This window comes from Terrabacter sp. P5_B1 (assembly GCF_056400505.1).
Genome location: NZ_JBFULD010000033.1, coordinates 1 through 19,327, shown reverse-complemented (window position 1 = coordinate 19,327; position 19,327 = coordinate 1). Strand labels below are relative to the sequence as shown.

Sequence of the window (19,327 nt, the reverse complement as noted above, 5' to 3'; positions counted from 1 at the left end):
CGTGCCGGTGTTGATTGAACTCAACCTCATGTACCCCGGAGGGCTCGAAGCGGTCCGCCACGACTTCTACGCCCTTTGGGCTCAATACGTCGAGGTGGCGGGCGGGTGGTGGCCGGTGGAGGAGACCGCGTCGAGCCCGGTGCGCCCGGAGGTGCCGGAGCGGCTACAACTGGTGGCGCCCAAGCTGTATCAGTGCGTGATGTCGCGAGCGGACCTGCAGCGCATGGTCCAGCAAGACCGCGTCGATGCATTGCGCGTCGGTCGGGTGGCGACGATCTTCCGCGCGTACCCGGATCACACGATCTACCCCCAAGTCGACCGTTCCGCGGCGACGGTGAAGGCGGATGCCGCCTGGCGTTCGTACGCGGCGCGCGGGGATCGGGTCGTGTGGGCCGTGATCGACAGCGGCATCGACGCTGGTCATCCGCACTTCTCCGAGCTAGAGCTTGCCAATGAGGGCGCGGCGGGAGTTGGCGGCAACGGGCTGACCACGGGACTTCACCGGGACTTCAGCTCGCTGGTGAACCCCCCGGCCGACGGGACGCCGCGACTGGAGCCGTTGCAGCCACTGAACGACGAGTGCGGTCATGGCACCCATGTGGCCGGCATCATCGCCGGGCGCGCCCCTGACGACGGCGTCGCGCATGTTGCCGACTCGAAGGCCCCGGTGGATGGTGGGTTCGTGGAGCGCGTTCACGGCGCGCTGTCCGGCATGGCTCCGGCGTGTCAGCTCGTCAGCCTCAAGGTGATGCGTCAAAGCGCCCAAGGCACTTGGATCACCTCTTCCAGCGCCGTGATCAGGGCGCTCACGTACCTGCGCACTGAGGTCAATGTGGACCCCGGCTTACTGCGCGTACACGGGGTGAACATGAGCCTGGGCTGTGAGTGGGACCCGCGCGGCTATGCCGCCGGACAGTCGCCGCTGAGCCAGGCCGTGAACCAGCTGGTAGCCGCTGGCGTGGTCGTTGTGATCTCGGCCGGTAACTACGGGGCGCGGACTGCCGTGGGCRACTCGACAAACACCTCCGCCATCCTCGGATCGATCACCGAGCCAGCTCATGCCGCCGACTGCATCGCCGTGGGGTCAACGCACCGCGATGCCCCTCACGTCTTCGGCGTGACGTGGACGTCGGGCAAGGGCCCCACGCTCGACGGACGGATGAAGCCTGACGTGGTGGCGCCCGGGGAGTGGATCACCTCGGCCGCGACCGGCGAGGTGCGCTCTGGTGCAGGTTTGGACGTCGCGTCAGGCACTTTGACGACGTTGGACGAGGCGGCTCGCCGCAACGCTCTCCTCACGTATGCCGAACAGTCGGGCACCTCCATGGCGGCACCGCACGTGTCCGGTGTCATCGCGTCGTTCCTGTCGGCTCGGCCGGAGTTCTTTGGCCGGCCACGGGAAGTCAAGCAGCTGCTGATGGAGAGTGCGACCGACCTGGGTCGAGAGCGGTATGCCCAGGGTGCCGGCCTCGTCGACCTGATGCGAATGCTTTCAAACGTCTGACGTCAAGGAGGGAAAGCCATGCGACGACAACAGACCGGGGAGCCGGTGTGGGACCTGACCTATGACGAGAAGGGGTCGCTAACGTCACCAGGTCATGACGACTTCCTCCGCGAGGTCCAGGCCGAGGGAGTCGTCGACCTGTTCGTGATGAGTCATGGCTGGGGCACGTCCGAGCAGAGCGCCAAGGCTCTATATGACGTCTTCTTCCCGTTGATCGCTTCTCATGCCGCGGAGGTGCCGGCAGTTGGGCCTATCGGTTTCGCTGGCATCTACTGGCCGTCCCTCTGGTTTCCGGAGTCGAGCGATGCCCAAGGGCCGGCGCCGACGGGGTCGACTCAAGCCGGCGCCACGGGAGTGGTCGACGTTAGCGCCGGAACGGCGTCCCTGACGGGACAGCAGATCGCGGCGTCACTCGCCCCGGGCTTTACGGATCAAGTGCAGCAGGAGGCGATGAGCGAGATTGGAAGGCTGATCGACGACAGTGCCACGGTGGGGTCTGCGGAGTCCGAGGATGCGAAGACGCAACGCATTCGCCATATACACGCGCTGGTCCAGAGTCTGAGCCCCGCCCCGCCGACGAGCGGCACGTTCGAAGACGCCGGTGAGACCGCGTTGCTCAGGTCTGACGACCCGACGAAGGCATACCAGGCAGCGGCACAGGCGTTCGGGAGTGCGCCTCCCGCATCGTCGACCCAGGGTGTGGGCGACTGGTTCAAGAACGCGATCAACGGCGCGAAGGATGTCGTGCGCGTGCTGTCCTACACCATCATGAAGGGGCGCGCTGGCGATATCGGCCAGAACGGCTTGGGTCCGCTACTCGCCGAGTTGCACCGCACGGCGCCCGCAGTGAGAGCTCACCTCATCGGCCACAGTTTCGGGGCGCGCCTAGTGTCCTTTGCCCTGTCAGGCGTCGGCTCTCCAGACGAAAGCCCGGTTGGGTCCCTACTCGTGGTACAGGGTGCCTTTTCCCACTGGGCCTTTGCCCACGCCCAGGACAATCCCTTCGACAAGGCGGGTGCGCTGAACGCATTCGGGGATCGAGTGCACGGGCCCCTGGTGTCCACTTTCACACAGTTCGACTGGGCTGTTGGAGTCTGGTATCCGCGGGCCTCTTTCTTGGCTCAGCAGGATATTTCCGCGGATGTGGCGGGGCGATGGGACGGCATGGGAAGAGATGGTTTCCAGGCAGTTAGCCCCGCGGAGGACAAAACCATGCCGGCAGGCGGTGGAACGGACTATGGACTCGCAGCGGGGTCGTTCTACCGCGTCGACGCCCGGAACGTTATCAACGACACGACGAAGCAACCCTTCTCGGGGGCTCACTCTGACATCTGCAAGGCTCCCGTCGCCCAACTTGCCCTGGCCGCCGCAGCCGCGGCGACCCGCTCCTGAAGGGCCCCGGGTATGGATGCCGCGGCCCGGGGCCATCAGGCAGGAGGCAGAGCAGGTTTCGCACTTGCGGCTCCTATGATCAGAATGCCGTCAGTCGTTTGCAACTCGGGTGATCCCAGTGAGGGCACCTATGGACGGCTCAGCTTTGAGTACTGGCTGAGTCCTCCGAGGAGCTCGGGGCGGCAACCGACGAGGAGGATCGTGACCACCACGTCGCCACGCACTCGGTTTGCTTTGAAACCCATCCAGCAAGTGCAAGGCGCTACATGGGCCTGAACTGGAACATTTCGTGACATAAGACGAATTCCTTGACATGCCTGAGGCTGTGCAACTGCGGATCCTTCCGGGAAGGGGTTAGCCATGTCGCGCAAAACGATCTGGGTCCAACACGTCGCTGTCAACGCAAAGATGCTAGGAATCCGCCTAGAAGCCGCGGGAAGCGGTGGCAATTTGACTGCCGAACAGGAGGCGACTGCGGCAGGGGTGCGGGAGTTCATAGATAAGGCGGAATATGCAGCGAATCGAGTGGACCCGGTTCCGAGCCGAATAGTCAACTGGTGGCGAGGGGTCTTAGTTGAAGCCGCCTACAGGAATATGCACGCGGCACGGGCCCAGATCGTACAACTCCTGCCAGAAGTAGACGTTGAGGCGGAGATTCCAAGTGCAGTGGCGCGCGCGCACGCGGTGATGAACCGAGATGATCCACGTTGCATCAGCGAGCAGCAACTCGTGCAAATGGAGTCGGCCAAAAGGAAGGCCTGGCTGCGAATGCTCATCGAAGACGGCTATGAGGGAGTGGATCAAAAGCACGCGCAATTGAGGTCATTCCGCAACATAATTCTTATGGCGGCCATAGTTACGATTCTCTTGGTGGCGGCAACACTGCTAGTGGTCGCGAACAATCCAACCGTCATGCCGCTTTGCTTCAAGAACGAGGTCGCCAAGTCGGCGACAGTCACAGCCCAACAGAATTTGAATTGTCCCACGCGGGAGAACACGACCGCTCCGTCGGGCGGCGACATCCTCGTAGTTGGTCTCATGGGCTTGTTAGGAGGTGCTCTGGCCACGACGGTGGCGATCCGAAAGCTCGAAAATTCTTCAACGCCGTACGATGTCCCTGTCGCTCTGGCTTGGCTTAAGGTTCCACTTGGTGCCTTCACAGCAATATTGGGGATTCTCGCTATCAGTGCTGGGTTCGTACCCGGGCTGTCAGTGCTCGACTCCCAACAACAGATTCTGGCCTATGCGTTGCTGCTTGGATTTGCGCAACAAGCATTCACAAGGGTGCTCGACAGCCGGGCTCAAGCTTTGAACGACACCGTGCCATCTAGGGAAACGAAGCTGCAGCATCGCGGGGCCGTGACGACGCAGTCGCTGGGGCAACGACGCAGTAGCGTCAGCGCTGGGCCTCGCGCGACGACCGCCGGCGTCGAGAGCGGCGGAGCAGCGCACGAAGGCATTCGCAGCGAGGCAACGCATGAATCGGGGCGTCCCGACGGTCCAGTGGAAACCGAGTAACACCCGTGGCACGGACCGCAACTCCAACGATTTGCTGAAACTTCACAGTTTCCACGGCGATCCACTCCGCCTGAGCGCTCGTCACGCCCTGGCGGGTGGCCCGCCTCGACCTCGGCCTGTTGAACCCAGTTGTGCAACGTGTCGGTATTGAACCCAAGCTGGTGGCCGACCCCTTCACCGCGCCGGCCTGCGTGTCGGGGTCAGCCGCAGGTAGACCCGCCATCCTGATCCCCGCTCCCCACGCTCCTCCGGGTACTTCCTCGGTGTTGCCATGACTCTCATCCTTCCGTGGAATGAGAGCCTCCATCAGACCCGGAACGGGACGCTCACCGACCAGAATCTCTCCGGCGCGATCGTCGACGTGACTCATTGCGAGGCGAGGGAGTGCTGTGGCGGCTCCAGGTGACGGCCCGCTCTTACCTGGGTGCCCTTGCCATCCACAGTGGTGGCGTTTGGCTGAACACGGCTGGTCTCGCCTCCTCAGCGGCGGCAGTCCCCACCTCGCGGACCTCGCGACCGCGAATGATCTCGGCGAGCCTCGGGAGGGGGCCGCCCCCGCCTCCGTACTTGATCGTCGGATACGACGTACTCGGCGGCAGGCTCGCGCGGCTTGAGTCCCCGGCGCGTCGAGGTGTTGGCGGCGCAGCCACGCGTCGTGCGCGCCGGTCCACGCCTGACTGTGAGGATCGCTTCTGCAGCCTGATCGTGCTGGGCTGTGGCTGGTGACCGTGAGTGTGACCCTACGCCTGACTGGCTTCGTGCCTTTGCGGGGGCTTGTCCGCTCATGGTCGCCAGCCCCGGCCTGGGCGGAACAGCTGGCCTGATCAGGAGCTTGACCGGCGAGCGTTAACGGCGCTCGTCGTGTCTCATCACAGTCCTGCCGAGTCTCCACCCGGACCGGGAACCACGTTCCCGTTCCAAGGCAGGAGAGAACGCATGACCAGTCTGACCGATCTTCGTGAGGTGGTCGATGTCGTGATCGGCGTCGACACCCACGTGCTCACCCACTCCGCGGCCGCGGTCGATGCCCGCACCGGCGGCGTCCTGGGCGAGGTCACCGTGGATGCGACCGATCGTGCGTGCACATCGAGCCCCACACTCGTACGCTCGGTAAACACCAGGGCCTCCCACAACTGTCGGATAGGCCGAGCAGGCAGCCCCTACTCTGCAACCCACGAACATGTATGAGTGAGGCCCCGGCCCGCAACCCCTCAGCCATCTCGAGCGGTCACTCCATACCGTCTAGCGGTAGCAGCCACCGGCAATCGGCAGATATCCAGGCGCTGGTGATGATCAACCGCCTGGACGTGTCATGCTGTTAACGACGCACGGTTGACCGACCGCGATCTATGGCGGCATCCACGCTCTGACCGGTGAGGGGAGTGGGCGCATGGCCCGCGTTGTGCTTGCGGAGTACTTCGTCGGCGAAGAGCAGACACTGCTATTCCTCGTGTCCGCCGCTAACGAGAACCCTCTGATCGAGGCCTTCGACCTGCCCGCTGAGGCCGCCTTGGGCCACGCACTCGACAGCTTCGGTGGCATGGGCGGCGCGCGGTCGGTGGACCTTGGCAGCTGGCAGGAATGGTTCGGGCAGTTGATTGCCCCGATTGTCCAGCACACCGATGAGGGGGACTTGGTGTGGTTCGTTCCCCACGGGCCGCTGCATTACCTTCCGCTGCACGCACTCCGAATTGGCGGCCGGTTTCTGATCGAACGCAACCCGGTCTGCTACACGCCGAGCGCCTCCATCATGAAGTACTGCAAGGCGAAGCGGACCGGTGGGCGTGATCGGGCAGTGGTGGTCGGCGACTCGCGGGACGACTTGGCGCACGCTCGTGAAGAGGCCACCGCGGTGGCCGAACTGTTCGGCGTCCGGCCGTATCTGGGCGCCGGGGCGACTAAGGCCGCGATCCGGGATGCGCTCGCTGGACGCGGCCGGCGCCTGGACGTGCTGCATATTGCCTGTCACGGCTACTTCGACTCCCGGAACGCACTTCGGTCAGGAATCCTCTTGGCGCCAGATCCCGAGGACTCGGACAGGCTGGATGGCGCCTTGACCGTTGAGGAACTCCTCGGCACGCACCTGGAGGCGGACCTCATCACGCTGAGCGCGTGCGAAAGCGGCGTCAGCGAACACCGGCCTGGCGACGAGCTCATCGGGTTGACCAGAGCTCTGATATACGCGGGTACGCCGTCCGTGATCGTGAGCCTGTGGCGGGCCGACGACCTCGCCGCCGGACTCATCATGAAGCGCTTCTACGAGCTTCTGCTCCGGTCCAGGGCTACGCCCGACAAAGCCCACGCCCTGCAGCAGGCCCAGTTACACGTGATGCGGATGACGGCACGGCAGATAATCGATGACTGCGCCGCGCGCCTGAACGCTATGGGGAACGGCGATCGGGCGCGGCGCCCCCTGCTCGAGATGCAGTCGGCCAGCGCCTACGCGGTCGCCGGTGACCTCGACGCGGCGATCGATCTCTACGACCGGGTGGCGCAGCAGGCGGGGGCCGCGCAGTTGCAGAGCCGAGCGGGCAAAACGTCGGACGTACTACGGTTCAAGCAGCGGGCTCGTACTCGCGGCTCCGCGGCGCCGGATGTGAACTTCGACGTCAGGCCGTTCGAGCACCCTGCCCACTGGGCTCCGTTCATTCTGGTCGGGGACTGGGAGTGAGATCGATGAGCAGCCTGGACCTCGCCGCCCGCCTTCAGCCAATTCTCTCCGTGCCTGACACGTGGTCCGGCCATCAGGCGCTGACGGCACTGCAAAAGTCGACCGCCGCCATGGCGTTGGTTGAGATCGAAGCGCGACCCCAAGCCCTGCTCAGCGAGCACGACCTTGCCGAAGTCGGGGCGGCGCACATCTCTGAGCGGCTCGTCCAGTTGCCCGGCCTGATTTTCGTCGACGCCGCAGCGGGAGTGCTCGACATAGATGACCTGGTCGTCCTTGCCTACCACCTGACGCGGACCGGTGCCTCCGGCTTCGTCGTCCTGCTAGAGGGAAAGGTGGCAGGGTGGGTGCCGAGCGAGGAGGTCGATGCAGCGCTGCCCATCGACGCGATCGGCTCGTCCCGGGTTTCGGGGAATCCGGGTGTCCGGCCCCGCTGGTACGTCTGCCACAAGTGCCGTCCCGCGCCAAGTAGGCGCGCGCCGTTCGATGCGACGGAGGCTCCCTCTTGCCCTCGGAACTGGCTGCACGGGCGCATGGAGCCGGAGGCGTAGTGTGTTCAGCGCCGTTCTCAAGGAGGTCACCGGCTATTTCGACCGCAGGGTGCTGCTGTCCACGTTCTTCCCGAGCCTGGTGTTCCTCGGTGGCGGCCTCCTGGTTGTGCTGCTGCTCCAGCTCGGCGGATCCGAACTCCTGTCGAGGTGGAACGGCCAGTCGGGAAGCATCCAGGCGATACTGGTCGCTGGGTTTCTGGTCTTTATCGCCTTCTGCACCATCGTGCTGGCCAACCTGCAGGACACGGTGGAACGCCTATACCAGGGGTATTGGCCCTCGACGAGACTTTCCGAACTCGTAGCCGGGCATCTGCGTGCCCGCGTTGACCGCCGACGCGACGAACTCATGGCCCGCGATCACGCCCTGGAGCACCTGGCCGAAGTGATCCGGCAGGAGCAGACGGCCTTCCCCACCCAGCAGGAGATCGGCGCCGCCACGGAATCTTCGTTGCTGCCTGCGCAGCGGGCGGGTGTGGTCGTCGACACATCAATCCGCCAGCTCAGGACTCGCCTCGGCGCGCTCGGGCACGTCTATGCGTCCTCTGCCGATCCGGGTGGGCTTGCCCAGCAGGTGCGCTCGTCCTGGAACGCGACTGCCGCTGGTGTTGCCGATCTCGACCAGGGAGCCGGAGAGGTGGACGCGGCCTGGGACGAGCGTCTCCGCCAGCTGACCGAACTGACGGAGCAGGCGTCCGAGACCCTGCGGAGGCTGGCCGAGGAGTTGTCGGAGCGCCGGCTGATGTTGCATCGTGACCTCTTCCTGCGCTACCCCCCTGCGTCGGAGACAGTGATGCCGACCGCGCTGGGCAACGTGCTGAAAGCCGCCGAACGGTATCCTGTGAAGCGGTACGGGCTGGACGCGGTCGTTATCTGGCCCCGATTGCAGCCCTTGTTGCCGGCGGAGTTCGCCACCCTTCTTCAGCAAGCCAAGACGTCATTGGATCTGATCCTCACCCTGGTCACGTTCACATGGCTCGTGGGCCTGCCGCTGTCAGCGCTGGTCGCACTGCGGATACCGTGGCCGGCGAGCGCCGGCGCACTCGGCGTCCGGATCACCATCTTCCTTCTGCTCTCCGCCGCGGTCGTCCTCGTCGGCCGTGGCCTCTATCACAACGCGGTCGCGGCCAGTCTGGGGTACGGGGAGAAGCTTAAGGCGGCCTTCGACCTGCACCGCTGGCGCGTCCTCGAGGAACTCCACCTGAGGACACCGCCGGACCTCGAGGAGGAGAGGGTGACGTGGGCGGAGCTGAGCGGAATGCTCTACCGCGGGACGACCCCGGACTCCGACTACTACCAGTACAGGGTCGAGGAGCGGACGAAGCCCCAAGTTCCGGCCAGGCGCCGGGTGTGCGTGCCGACGCGCCCCTTGGACGCCTACTGCACCGTGTCCTCGGCAGACTTCCAGGCGGCCGAGGCGCCGGTCGACAGTCTGCCTAGTGACGCCATCCAGGAGGCGGCGGACGTCGACGGCCTGCGGCCACTCGCCTCCCTACCCGCAGGCGATCCCGTTCCCCGCCGCATCTTCGTCGAGGCTAGCCGGCTCCACGAAGTCGTGACTCTCAGTGTCACCGTCAGCACGTTTGGTTTCCCGGGAGCGGAGGCTCGTGTGGCCGACGTCGTCGACTTGCTCGTCGTCCGGTGGTCACCATCCACGGGGCGCCAAGTCGCGGCTGTCTTCAATGACGTCTTGGTGCTGGCCGACGCGGTCCCCTCGACGACCGAAGGTCTGGTACACCTCGTGGTGGCCGTTCCGCGCGATCGACGCGACGAGTTTCTATCCGCGACCGTCGAGGCCACTGTCGTTCTGAGTCGAAGGATTGTCTTGTCCTGAACCGGCCGGGGCTGAGAGCCTCCGCCGTACAGTAGTAACTCCCACGGACTGGGAGGCACCGTGGATATTGTCGCGACGATCCACGCTCACGAGGACTCGGTGTACTGCGTCGCGCTGTCCCCGGACGGATCCGCGCTCGTCTCCTGCGGTCGTGAGGGAAACGCCAAGGTCTGGTCGACAACCGATCGCGGGCTGAGATTCACAGTGCGGGGTGGCGAGCCGGATCCCTTCCGGCGACCCGCGTCTGTCTCGGTGCTCGCGGCCACCTTCTCGGACGACGGAAAGCTGCTCGCCACTTGCACGACGAACTCCGTCGCGGTTTGGCGCGCCTCGGACGGCCAAGCCGTGACGTCCTCGCCGCATCCCGGCGCCGAATGCCTCGCTTTCCTCCCCAGCGGAGACCTTCTGGCTGCCGGGGCCGACGGTCAAGTCCTCAGGTGGAGTATAACGACCGGGCAGTGGGCGTCCGTTCTCTCCCTGAAGACGTCGCGCATTCTCTCGATGGACGTCGCACCCGGCGCGTGGACGGTCGCCATGAGCACGCGCGACGGGTTTCTGTTCTTCGTCGACGCCCTGACGTGGCAGGTCACGCACACGGAGCTGGTTGCACCGGGCGCGCAACTGTACCGATTCGCCTTCGCACCGGACGGTCACGCCTGCGCCGCCACCGTGAGCCGGCCGGGAGGACCGCCGGGTTCTGTCGGAACCCCTGAGACGCACGAGGTGGTCCTGTGGGACGCGGTCGACGAGGACAGACTGAGGGTTCGCTGCAGGCTCGGCGGCCACGCCGCGTGGATCGGAGGGTTGGCCTTCGCCCACCGCGGCGAATACCTCGCCTCCGGCYCCTACGACGGGTCGGTCAGACTCTGGAACCCCGGGAGCGGCGAACTGGTCGACCGCTCTGATGAGCATGGAAAAGCCGTCTACGATGTCACCTTCTCGCCGGTCGACGATGCATTGGTCTCGTGCTCCGCGGACGGAACCGTTGTTTTCTGGCGCGCCGTGGAATCGTCGACACACCATGCAGGCGCACGCCGGGATGCATCTACCAGGATCTGGCGTCACCTCGACCCCATCGCCGACTCAGGGCATGCACGAGAGGCGGCGTTGACGACCCTAGACGACGCCGATCGCCTCAGCCGGAGGCCCGGCGGTCAGGAGGAGGCGATGGAGACCTTCGTCGGCGTGCAGGCGTGGGCCCAGGACCGGCTGCCATTCGTCACCGCGTACTCCCTCATCCGTCAGGCCGAACTGCTGGAGCGGCTGGGGGATAAGGCCGAAGCCGTCGCTAGGTTCGACGGCGCCCTCAAAGTCACCCCCAATGACGTGGTGCGCGCCAACTGCCTTGAACGGATGGGAACTTGCGAGCTGGGGCTGGGCCGCCGGGCCGAGGCACGGGCCCACCTGCTCGAAGGTCTCCGCATCGTCCTCAGCCTGCCTGATCGAGTGGCGGAGGGACGGCTGCGCTTCCATTTGGGTGAGGTCGCGCGCGCGGAAAAGCGCTGGAACGAGGGACGCTCGTGGTATCTGACAGCCGTCGACGTCGCGCGCCAAGAAGAGGACTGGACACTGGTGCGTGCCGGACTTCGCGCCGTCGGCGGCTGCGGAGAGCGTCTCAGCCGGCGGCAGGACGCGGCCGCCCGCGCAGTTGAGGAGCATCGTCTCACGGAAGAACTGGGCGAACTCGCCTACGTCGGGTCCGTATTCCTCGGACCGTCCCCTCGCTCCGCTGGCGCACCGGATCTCCTCACGGGCACAGACGTCGACGTGCGCCCATTCGACGCGAGCGTCGGCGAGTTCTCCCCGCAGCAGGCCTTCGAACGAGCGAGGGCTCTCCGGAACGCCGGGTACCAGGAGGAGGCAGCCGACCTGTACCGGGCGGTCGCCAGCCACTACCAGCAGACCGGTAATGAGGTCGATCTGGTGCCGTGCCTGACCGGGTGGGGTGGCTCGCTTCGCGCGCTGATGGCGATCGCCCTGAGAAGCGCGCTGCAAGACCTGGCGTCCACGGGGCGGCCTTTGCCGGCCGGCCTCCGCCTCGTGGCACTGATGGCACGCCGCACCCGGAGTGGGACCGTGATCGATCTCGCCGAGCGTGCCCGCGCCTGCCATCTCTGGGCACGAGACCTGACCGCGGCCGGCCGAGTTATGACCGGCCAGCCGCAGGGGACCTTACTTGCTGCCCAAGCGAATCACATGAGCAACCTGGGCGGGGTCGAGGAGACGCTGGGGAACCTTGACACGGCCGTGAGGTACCAGGCATGGGCGTTCACTGCCCATCGTCGAGCGGGCTGGACCAAGTCGTCAGCGGTGGATGCCGAGCTTCTGGTGACACTTGCCGAGCGCCTGGGTGACGACAGCGCCCGCGATAGGTGGAGGTCTGAGGCGGAGGCTCTTCGAAATGCGAGATGACCACGGTCGCCCGAAGGAACCGTCCGTGCCCTCGCCCCTGACATGGGACGAGGCGCAACTCGAAGCGGTGCGCCAGGTCGGGTTGGCCACGTCGACGACGGACGAGCAGCGCAACAACGCCGCGTTACACCTCATTATCCCGGTGCGGTACGGAGGTAAGGCGGCGAGGACCGCCTGGGCTGAGCGGCTGCTGACGACGGCAGCAGCGATCATCGACGCCGCGACGGATCCCGAGCCGATCTCCGAGGCTTCGTACTGGCTGGGCGACGTCTTGATGTCGCGGGGCCGTCCCGCCGAGGCATTGCCCCGCCTGCGGGCGGCGCAGCGGACGCCCGACCCGAGGTCGCGTACTGTCGCGCTGCACGGCATGGGGACGGCGCTGTTGCATCTGGGCAACGTAGACGAGGCCGAGCGAGTGTTCAAGGACGTGTTGGCCTCGGCAACCGAGCGCCATGATCCCGAGGGCCAGGGTCAGGCGTCGCTTGGTCTGGGCCAAGTGGCGAGAGTGCGTAATGAGCCTGGCGAGGCCGCGCGATGGCTGGCGGAGGCGCAGCGTTGCGCGGAAGAGGCCGGCGATGCTTCCCTCTCAGCCCTCGTGACCGTCGAGTGCGGCCTGCTCGCCGCGGGGGAGGGCGAGGGCGGCATCGCCTCGCGGGCGTACGACGACGTTAGCAGCCTGCTGCCAGCGACGGCTGAGGACCCTTTGGATGCGAACCTTGTCGGTCGCGCGCAGTCGGCCCGGCTCGCGAATCAGGCTGCACTCGCCCGACGTCGAGGCGACATCGACAGGGCTCGCACGCTCATTGATGCGGCACTGGCGATCGAGAACCTGCCGATGTCCGAGCAGATCGAGAACCTGCACGTCGCAGGGGACATCGAGATCGAGTCAGGGGGGCCGGAGCGGGCCGCCCGTCGCTACCTGGCCGCCCTCGAGCTGAGCGAGCGCGCCGGATACCTCTGGGGCCACTACCGAGCCGCAGGCAACCTCGCGATGGCCTACTCGCTGGCCGCGTGTTACGAGCCGGCGCATCGGGTCTGTCGGCAGGCCATCGAAACGTTCGAGGACGTCAGACTCAGCATCGGTGCAGAAGGTGGTCGCCGCCGCTTCATAGAAGGTCGGCTGGACATCTACGAACTGATTGTGAACCTGTCCCTCGTCCTCTGGTCCCAAGACCGTTTCAGCACCTATGGGCAGCAGGCGTTCGCCTACGTGGAACGGGCCAAGTCCAGAACCTTCATCGAGGCTCTCGGCGTGACCACGCCGCTCCAGACCAGCGACCAGATCCCGGCCGACGTTCTCCGCGCCGAGGCGGAGCTGCGCAACCACCTGTTGCAGGCGCGCGCAAGCGAAACGTCCACCAGCGACGGGGCTGACATCGTTGCCGCGCTCGTCGGACTCGAGCGGATCTGGAAGCAGATCAGCGAGGTCGCGCCGGAGTACGCCGCAATGAGGTTCGGCGAGTCCATGACGGTCGCGGAGATCCGCGCATTGCTCGGCGCGCCTGCACCGGCAGACGACCGTGCGGCTCCTCTGCGACGGCCACGCCCGGCCCGTATCCAGAGCGAGCAGGAAGAGCACGCACCTGCCATCGAACCGACCCAGGTCACCACCCTCTTCGCCGACGGCTCCTCCCATGTGATCGAGGTGCCGACGAGGCCCACCGGCCTGAGCTACGAGGAGGTCCTCGCCGCACTGGCGCAGGTCCAGAGCTTGCCCGAGCTGGACTCGGCGCTCACGCAACACCTCGTCGTGTTCGACGCCGGTTGGTGGGACTACCTCGAGCAGCAAGTCGCCCGGTTGACCGACGAGGGTCACTCGGACGACGCCGAGCGATTGGTGAACACCGGAGTTGTCATCTCCGACAAGGTGCTTCTACTCGGGGAGCACGACCAGCTCAGCCAGGCGAGCCGTTGGCGGAAMCAGCGCCTCGTCTCCCAGCTCGTCACCGCGATCCAGCTGCTCGAGGGGGCGGCCGAGCACGAGGCGGCGATCTACGACGTCCTGGCGGATGAGACCGATGTCGCGAAGGTGGCGGCGGGGCTCCACGCGCTCGTTGCGGCTTGGCCCGACGACGTGCCGTGGCGGCAGCTAGCCATATTCCTGGAGTGCGAGGGTTCGTGGCTGGATACGCACTTCTTTCGGGAAGTCGGCACGCGGCTGACTAACGCGCAGCGACAGGACGACCGCTCCCTGGCCGCTCGCTGCTTCCTGGCGGGCGCCATCGCGGCCGGCGTCATAGCGAAATCGATGATCGTCACCACGCAGAGCCCTTCTGGCTCGTTCTTGGAGGCGTTTCCCGAGCAGCGGTACCTGCGCTCGCCTGGTCCCTCCCCCTCGTGAACACCACTCATCGTGATGGACCTCGCTCTGCCGGACCTCGATGGGCTCGCCGCAACCCGGCAGCTGCTCCGGCAAGCTCCATATAGCCACGTCATTGTCGTCTCCATGTACGAGGACGATGCCGCCCTGTCCCGCGCTCTGGAGGCCGGCGCTCACGGCTACGTGCCCAAGGAGGCCCCGCCCGGACACCTCATCGCGGTCATCCCGCTGGTCGTCACGGGCGGGCTGGCGGTCAGTCCTCAGCTGGCCCCTAGCGTCCCCGCCTCCTCGCCGGCGGTGCCGTCCGTAGAACCACTGCTGAAGACCACCTCCCCCAACTCAGCCCGTGGGAACGACAGGTCCTAGCCATGCTCGCCGACACCTCGATCGCCGACCGCCTCGGCGTAACGGCCAAGACCGTCGCGAATTACGTCTCGTTGATCTGCATGCGGCTCGGCGTACGGGACCGCCGCGCCGAGGCAGAGCCGCCCACCAAGCCATCAGCGGTCGACACTGAGGCGCACGACACCAGCTCTGCCCGGGCCGCACCCGCCATACCCTGCTCCGGTGTAAGGGTTCATGGCTCTTCACAGATGAGGGTGTAGCGCGTCGGTGCGTGGGTAGGGGTCGAGGGCTCCCAAGGATGGAGGTTCCTACGCCGCCCATCTGGAAGACCTCGACGTGTCCGACGCTACCTTCGCGACCCCTGATCTGACGACGTTCGCTCGGCTTGACGAGCCCGGCTTGACGAGCCCGGCTTGACGAGCCCGGCTTGACGAGCCCGGCTTGACGAGCCCGGCTTGACGAGCGCGGCTTGACGAGCGCGGGCTGGAGGTGACCGGGCAACGCGTCGACCCTGACCGGGCGGTGTTGGCCTGTCGGGTGGTCAAGCCCCGATGAGTGGTGTCGACGCTGCGGGGAAGAGGGAGCCCCGCGTGACACCGTCACCCGGGAGCTCGCGCACGAGCCGCTGGGTTGGCGGCCGACGACATTCGAGGTGACCGTGCGCCGGTGCTGTGGCTGTGGGCACGTGTGGCGCCAGGACACGAGCAAGGCCGCCCCGCCGCGGGCGAAGCTGTCGCGGCGCGGGCTCGCCTGGGCGCGGCAGGGGCTCGTGGTCGGTCACCTCACCGTGGCCCGCATCGCCGAAGGCCTGGGGGTCGCGTGGAACACCGCGAACGACGCCGTGCTCGCCGAGGGCACGCGCCTGCTGATCAACACCGCCTCCCGGTTTGAGGGGGGCGGGTCCTGGGCGTCGATGAGCACGTGTGGCGCCACACCCAGTGGGGATAGAAGTACGTCCCCGTGATCATCGACCTCACCCCGATCCGCGACGGCACCGGCCCCGCTCGCTTGTTGGACATGGTCCCCGGCCGCTCGAAGGCGGTGTTCAAGACCTGGCTCGCCCAGCGTCCCGGCTCCTGGCGCGACGCTGTCCAGGTTGTGGCGATGGACGGGTTCACCGGCTTCAAGACCGCCACCGTCGAAGAACTGCCCACCGCGACCGCGGTGATGGACCCCTTCCACGCCGTCCGCCTGGCCGGCGACGCCCTCGTCCGATGCCGCCGGGGGTCTCCTCGCCGAGCCTCGCCTCGCAGGTGTTTCCATCGTGGCACGTCCCCACATCGGCTGCTTGTTTCACTGACGCAGGATCGGTGCCTGGCAAGGCCCGGTCTAGGCGTCCGGGCTGTCGCTCTCACATCGGCGGGTCCGTCAGAGGAACGGTGTAACTGGCGTTTTCATGGCTAGAGGTTCTCCGCGGCCGGCATCCGGTCGGCGAAGGTGATCGCGAACGCGTTCGGGGCCGGCTTCCACCGGGTCACCCATCGTGCCTGCCCGAGCCCCTTGGGGTCCAGGCTCCGCGTGACCAGGTACAGCGTCTTGAGGGCGGCCTGCTCGGTCGGGAAGTGGCCCTTGGCGTTGACGGCCCGCCGGTAGCGCGCGTTGAKGGACTCGATCGCGTTGGTCGAGCAGAGGACCTTGCGGATCTCGAGGTCGTAGGCCAGGAACGGGGTGAACTGCTCCCACGCGACCCGCCACTGCCTCGGGATGGCCGGATAGGCCTTGCCCCTCATCTACTCGAACGCCTCGAACGCCTCGAACGCCTCGAACGCCTCGAACGCCTCGAACGCCGCCCGCGCCGCGTCCACGCTGGCGGCTTGATAGATCGGGCGCAGGTCCTCGGCGATGGCCTCCCAGTACTTCTTCGACGCGTACCGGAACATGCCAGACAGCAGCAGGGATCAGGTGCACGATGCAGGTCTGCACGATCGCCGCGGGGAACACCGCGTTCACGCTGTGGGCAGCCCCTTGAGGCCGTCGCAGACGATGAAGAACACGTCCGCCACGCCCCGGTTGCGCAGCTCGGTCAGCACATTCATCCAGAACTTCGCCGACTCCCCGCCACCGTTGCCCGGCCACAACCCGAGCACGTCACGCTGGCCCGCCAGGTCCACGCCGATCGCGGCATAGAACGGCTGGTTGCCGACCTGCCCGTCACGGACCTTCACCATGATCGTGTCGATGAACACCGCCGCGTACACCCGCTGCAGCGGCCGCGCCGACCACGCCTGCATGTCCTCGACGACCCGGTCAGTGATCCGGGAGACGGTGTCCTTGCTGACGGACGCGCTGTAGATCTCAGCGAAATGCGCGCTGATCTCACCGGTGGTCAGACCGCGCGCGTACAGCGACAGCACGACCGCGTCCACGTCGCTCAGGYGCCGCTGCCGCTTCTTGACGATGACCGGCTCGAAGCTGCCCTCCCGGTCCCGGGGGACCTCGACCTGGACCGGGCCGGCGTTGTCGGTCAGGACGGTCTTCGCGCGGGTCCCGTTGCGGGAGTTGGCCCCGTTCCGGCCGTCGGCGGCGTGCTTGTCGTAGCCGACGTGCTCGGTCATCTCCTCCTCGAGGGCGGCCTCGAGGACCTGTTTGGTGATCGCCTTGAGCAGCCCATCCGGGCCGGTCAGCTCCTCACCCCTGGCACGAGCGGCCTTGACCAGCTCGCGCACCGCCGCGCGCTCCACCTCATCCGGGGTGAGCGTCTTCTTGCCTGCCTTCCGCAGTGGGCTCACACCCACACCAGTGTCTCGGTCATCATCAGACCTATCCCGCTGAGTCATCAGCGTCCAGGCCAGCTACACCGTTCGTCGGACAGTCTCGCGCCCCTCGAGGTGCCATCGTTGGACCGTCGCGCCGACGACGGTGACGCGCACGCGGGGCTGACAGGGAGGCGCCGCGCATGCAAACGAGTCGGTTGACTAACTGCTTGACAACGGAGGCGGATCTGGCGGGACCTCGTCGGATGCTTGGGCATAAGTGCGTGCTCAGGGAAACGTTCGGAGACGCCCACGGATGGCTCGAAAATGCTTGACACGGAAGAGGTCACTGGTTCAAACCCAGTATCGCCCACCAGCACGAAACAGCCCCTGACCTGCGGAAACGCCGGTCAGGGGCTGTTCGTTTCTTGGGTCGGCAGTCGCGATTCGGGGCAGTGAGTGACTAACTGAGTGACTATGGATCCGGAGGACCGGTCTGACGTCCGTCCGCTTCCGTGGACGTCCCGAAGATGCGGTCCATGGTCTCCGCTCCTTCGGTGATGACCGGCCGTAGCTGCTTCCGGTATACGGCTTCGGTGACAACGCTGCCACGGTGACCGACGAGGCGGGCGATCTCCTCGATGCTCAACCCGGCGTCGGAGAGGAGGCTCACGAAGCTGTGGCGCAGCTCGCGCGGTGTCCACACCTGGGCATCGAGGCCGGCCCGCGCGGCCACCGTGCGGAACGCTCGACGTACGTTGGCGGCGTCCAGCGCACCTCCCGAACGGGTGGCGAAGACGAGGTCGGCCTCGGACCAAGGCAGCCGGGCGCGCCGGCGCTGCTTCAGCTGCCGGTCCAGATGGGCCGAGAGGGCACTGACGCACCTCCCGGGTAGGCGAAGGGTCCGTCGGGACAGCTTCGTCTTGGTATCCCCGTGGGCACGCACCGACCGCCAGAGCTGAACTGTTGGTGGGATGGGCGGCTGCTGCGTCGGGGCGCCGGTCAGGTCGAGGTGGCTCCATGTCAGCGCGCGCAGCTCTTCCGTTCTGGCACCTGTCAAGAGCGACAGGGAGATGTAGGCGTTCAGGTCGGAGCCCTCTGCGGCGGTCAAGAGGGCTTGGGCCTGAGCAAGCGTGAGCGCTTTCGAGACCCGTCCGGGTTGCCCGGATGGCACTTGGCAGAGCAATGCCACGTTCCGCTTGACCCGGTCGCGCGCCAGCTGACGGTCGATTGCTCGACGAAGGATCGACAGGAGCTTGCTCAGGGTCGAGCGGCTCGCGGTCGCGGCCTGGTCTGCGAGCCAGCTGTCGACGTCATCGGCGGTGAGTTCACGAAGTCGCCGCCGCCCCAGCCCGGGAATGATGCGATGTTCGATCAGAATCCTGCTTGCTTCGATGGTCTTCGGATCCCGACCGTTGAGCCCGAATGCGAGCCAGTCCCTCAAAGCGTCTTCGACCGTGAACTGGTGGCCCTGCATTCCGATGCCATCGTCAAGGTCCCGGAGGATGTCTCGCAGCCGGCTCTTCGCCTCTGTCTTGGTCTTGCCGCTCGCACGTTTGACGATGCGCTTGCCGTCCGGTCGGAAGCCGACGTGCGCCGTTGCGATCCAACGCCGCCGCGAATCCGAGTAGTGCAGCCCACCTTCGCCGCGGCTACGCCTGGTGCTCACGGCGTCCAGCCTGGGACTCGAGGAGTGTGACGTAGCGCTCCAGCGCGGCTGCAGTCACGTAACATCGTCTGCCCTGGTGCACCACCTCAAGGCGGCCCGCGCGTATCTGCTCGTAGATGACGCTCCTGCTCATGCTGAGGAGTGCGATCACGTTGGGGATCGTGTAGAGAGCTCGCTCCGCGAGAATCGTATGGTGCCTCCTGCGCTGTCGGTGCAGTGACGGAGCCGTGGGGGCACCTATGGCACGACGCAGCCTTCGCCCCTGCCACCATCGGTGCTGAGCGCAGACGGAACCCGGGCTTGGTCGCGATGGCTATAGGCATAGGCGGCGGTGTGACGCACCTCCATCGAGTGACCTCTACCTGGTCTCCCCGCTCGTCCGGGGAATGCTGACCGACGGACGACCCCGTCCGTCGCCTCCATC

14 protein-coding genes and 2 pseudogenes are annotated in these 19,327 nt (G+C 66.4%); 13 read left to right on the top strand and 3 right to left on the bottom strand.

What is annotated here, in order from left to right:
• The 13 genes and pseudogenes from AC1DP0_RS04410 to AC1DP0_RS04350 all read left to right on the top strand — a co-directional run.
• Positions 1–1,504: S8 family peptidase (locus AC1DP0_RS04410; protein ID WP_478082667.1), on the top strand; the 1,504-nt coding region annotated here is incomplete at its 5' end.
• 18 nt (positions 1,505–1,522) lie between these two features.
• Positions 1,523–2,896, top strand: coding sequence for a hypothetical protein (locus AC1DP0_RS04405; RefSeq protein ID WP_478082666.1), 1,374 nt, complete (start codon positions 1,523–1,525; stop codon positions 2,894–2,896).
• 360 nt (positions 2,897–3,256) lie between these two features.
• Positions 3,257–4,414 carry a hypothetical protein gene (locus AC1DP0_RS04400; protein WP_478082665.1) on the top strand — a complete coding sequence of 386 codons (1,158 nt, stop codon included), beginning with the start codon at positions 3,257–3,259 and terminating at the stop codon, positions 4,412–4,414.
• A 369-nt stretch (positions 4,415–4,783) separates the two neighbouring features.
• The gene (locus AC1DP0_RS04395; RefSeq protein ID WP_478082664.1) at positions 4,784–5,140 is read left to right on the top strand and encodes a DUF2625 family protein; all 357 of its coding nucleotides are present in this window, start codon (positions 4,784–4,786) and stop codon (positions 5,138–5,140) included.
• A 210-nt stretch (positions 5,141–5,350) separates the two neighbouring features.
• Entirely contained in the window at positions 5,351–5,602 is a 252-nt protein-coding gene (locus AC1DP0_RS04390; RefSeq protein WP_478082663.1) for a hypothetical protein, read from the top strand.
• Positions 5,603–5,804: 202 nt separating this feature from the next.
• Complete coding sequence (locus AC1DP0_RS04385; protein ID WP_478082662.1) at positions 5,805–7,085, top strand: CHAT domain-containing protein; 1,281 nt, start codon at positions 5,805–5,807, stop codon at positions 7,083–7,085.
• A 5-nt stretch (positions 7,086–7,090) separates the two neighbouring features.
• Positions 7,091–7,633 carry a hypothetical protein gene (locus tag AC1DP0_RS04380; RefSeq protein ID WP_478082661.1) on the top strand — a complete coding sequence of 181 codons (543 nt, stop codon included), beginning with the start codon at positions 7,091–7,093 and terminating at the stop codon, positions 7,631–7,633.
• A 1-nt stretch (position 7,634) separates the two neighbouring features.
• A complete protein-coding gene (locus AC1DP0_RS04375) occupies positions 7,635–9,464 on the top strand; it encodes an SAF domain-containing protein (protein ID WP_478082660.1) in 1,830 nt (609 codons plus the stop codon).
• A gap of 60 nt (positions 9,465–9,524) precedes the next feature.
• On the top strand, positions 9,525–11,876 hold the full coding sequence (locus AC1DP0_RS04370) for a hypothetical protein (RefSeq protein ID WP_478082659.1): 2,352 nt from the start codon (positions 9,525–9,527) through the stop codon (positions 11,874–11,876).
• Positions 11,877–11,901: 25 nt separating this feature from the next.
• Positions 11,902–14,217, top strand: a complete 2,316-nt coding sequence (locus AC1DP0_RS04365) for a tetratricopeptide repeat protein (protein ID WP_478082658.1) — start codon at positions 11,902–11,904, stop codon at positions 14,215–14,217.
• Between the two features lie 15 nt (positions 14,218–14,232).
• Positions 14,233–14,562 (top strand): response regulator, encoded by a 330-nt coding sequence (locus AC1DP0_RS04360; RefSeq protein ID WP_478082657.1) that lies wholly within the window; start codon positions 14,233–14,235, stop codon positions 14,560–14,562.
• A gap of 2 nt (positions 14,563–14,564) precedes the next feature.
• Positions 14,565–14,801 carry a hypothetical protein gene (locus AC1DP0_RS04355; protein WP_478082656.1) on the top strand — a complete coding sequence of 79 codons (237 nt, stop codon included), beginning with the start codon at positions 14,565–14,567 and terminating at the stop codon, positions 14,799–14,801.
• 205 nt (positions 14,802–15,006) lie between these two features.
• A pseudogene (locus tag AC1DP0_RS04350) lies at positions 15,007–15,795 on the top strand (ISL3 family transposase); the annotation flags it as partial.
• Between the two features lie 146 nt (positions 15,796–15,941).
• Here AC1DP0_RS04350 and AC1DP0_RS04345 read toward each other — a convergent pair.
• The 3 genes and pseudogenes from AC1DP0_RS04345 to AC1DP0_RS04335 form a co-directional block, all read right to left on the bottom strand.
• Positions 15,942–17,207, bottom strand: a pseudogene (locus AC1DP0_RS04345) (IS256 family transposase).
• A 502-nt stretch (positions 17,208–17,709) separates the two neighbouring features.
• Entirely contained in the window at positions 17,710–18,903 is a 1,194-nt protein-coding gene (locus AC1DP0_RS04340; protein WP_478082655.1) for a site-specific integrase, read from the bottom strand.
• A complete protein-coding gene (locus AC1DP0_RS04335) occupies positions 18,887–19,063 on the bottom strand; it encodes a helix-turn-helix domain-containing protein (RefSeq protein WP_478082668.1) in 177 nt (58 codons plus the stop codon). The genes AC1DP0_RS04340 and AC1DP0_RS04335 overlap by 17 nt, the downstream gene beginning before the upstream one ends.
• Positions 19,064–19,327: the final 264 nt, after the last annotated feature.

What these genes read in the sequence shown, in the direction of transcription:
- AC1DP0_RS04405 (WP_478082666.1), top strand. Translation starts at nt 1,523, where the DNA reads ATGCGACGACAACAGACCGGGGAGCCGGTGTGGGACCTGACCTATGAC.
- AC1DP0_RS04400 (WP_478082665.1), top strand. Translation starts at nt 3,257, where the DNA reads ATGTCGCGCAAAACGATCTGGGTCCAACACGTCGCTGTCAACGCAAAG.
- AC1DP0_RS04390 (WP_478082663.1), top strand. Translation starts at nt 5,351, where the DNA reads ATGACCAGTCTGACCGATCTTCGTGAGGTGGTCGATGTCGTGATCGGC.
- AC1DP0_RS04385 (WP_478082662.1), top strand. Translation starts at nt 5,805, where the DNA reads ATGGCCCGCGTTGTGCTTGCGGAGTACTTCGTCGGCGAAGAGCAGACA.
- AC1DP0_RS04380 (WP_478082661.1), top strand. Translation starts at nt 7,091, where the DNA reads ATGAGCAGCCTGGACCTCGCCGCCCGCCTTCAGCCAATTCTCTCCGTG.
- AC1DP0_RS04360 (WP_478082657.1), top strand. Translation starts at nt 14,233, where the DNA reads ATGGACCTCGCTCTGCCGGACCTCGATGGGCTCGCCGCAACCCGGCAG.
- AC1DP0_RS04355 (WP_478082656.1), top strand. Translation starts at nt 14,565, where the DNA reads ATGCTCGCCGACACCTCGATCGCCGACCGCCTCGGCGTAACGGCCAAG.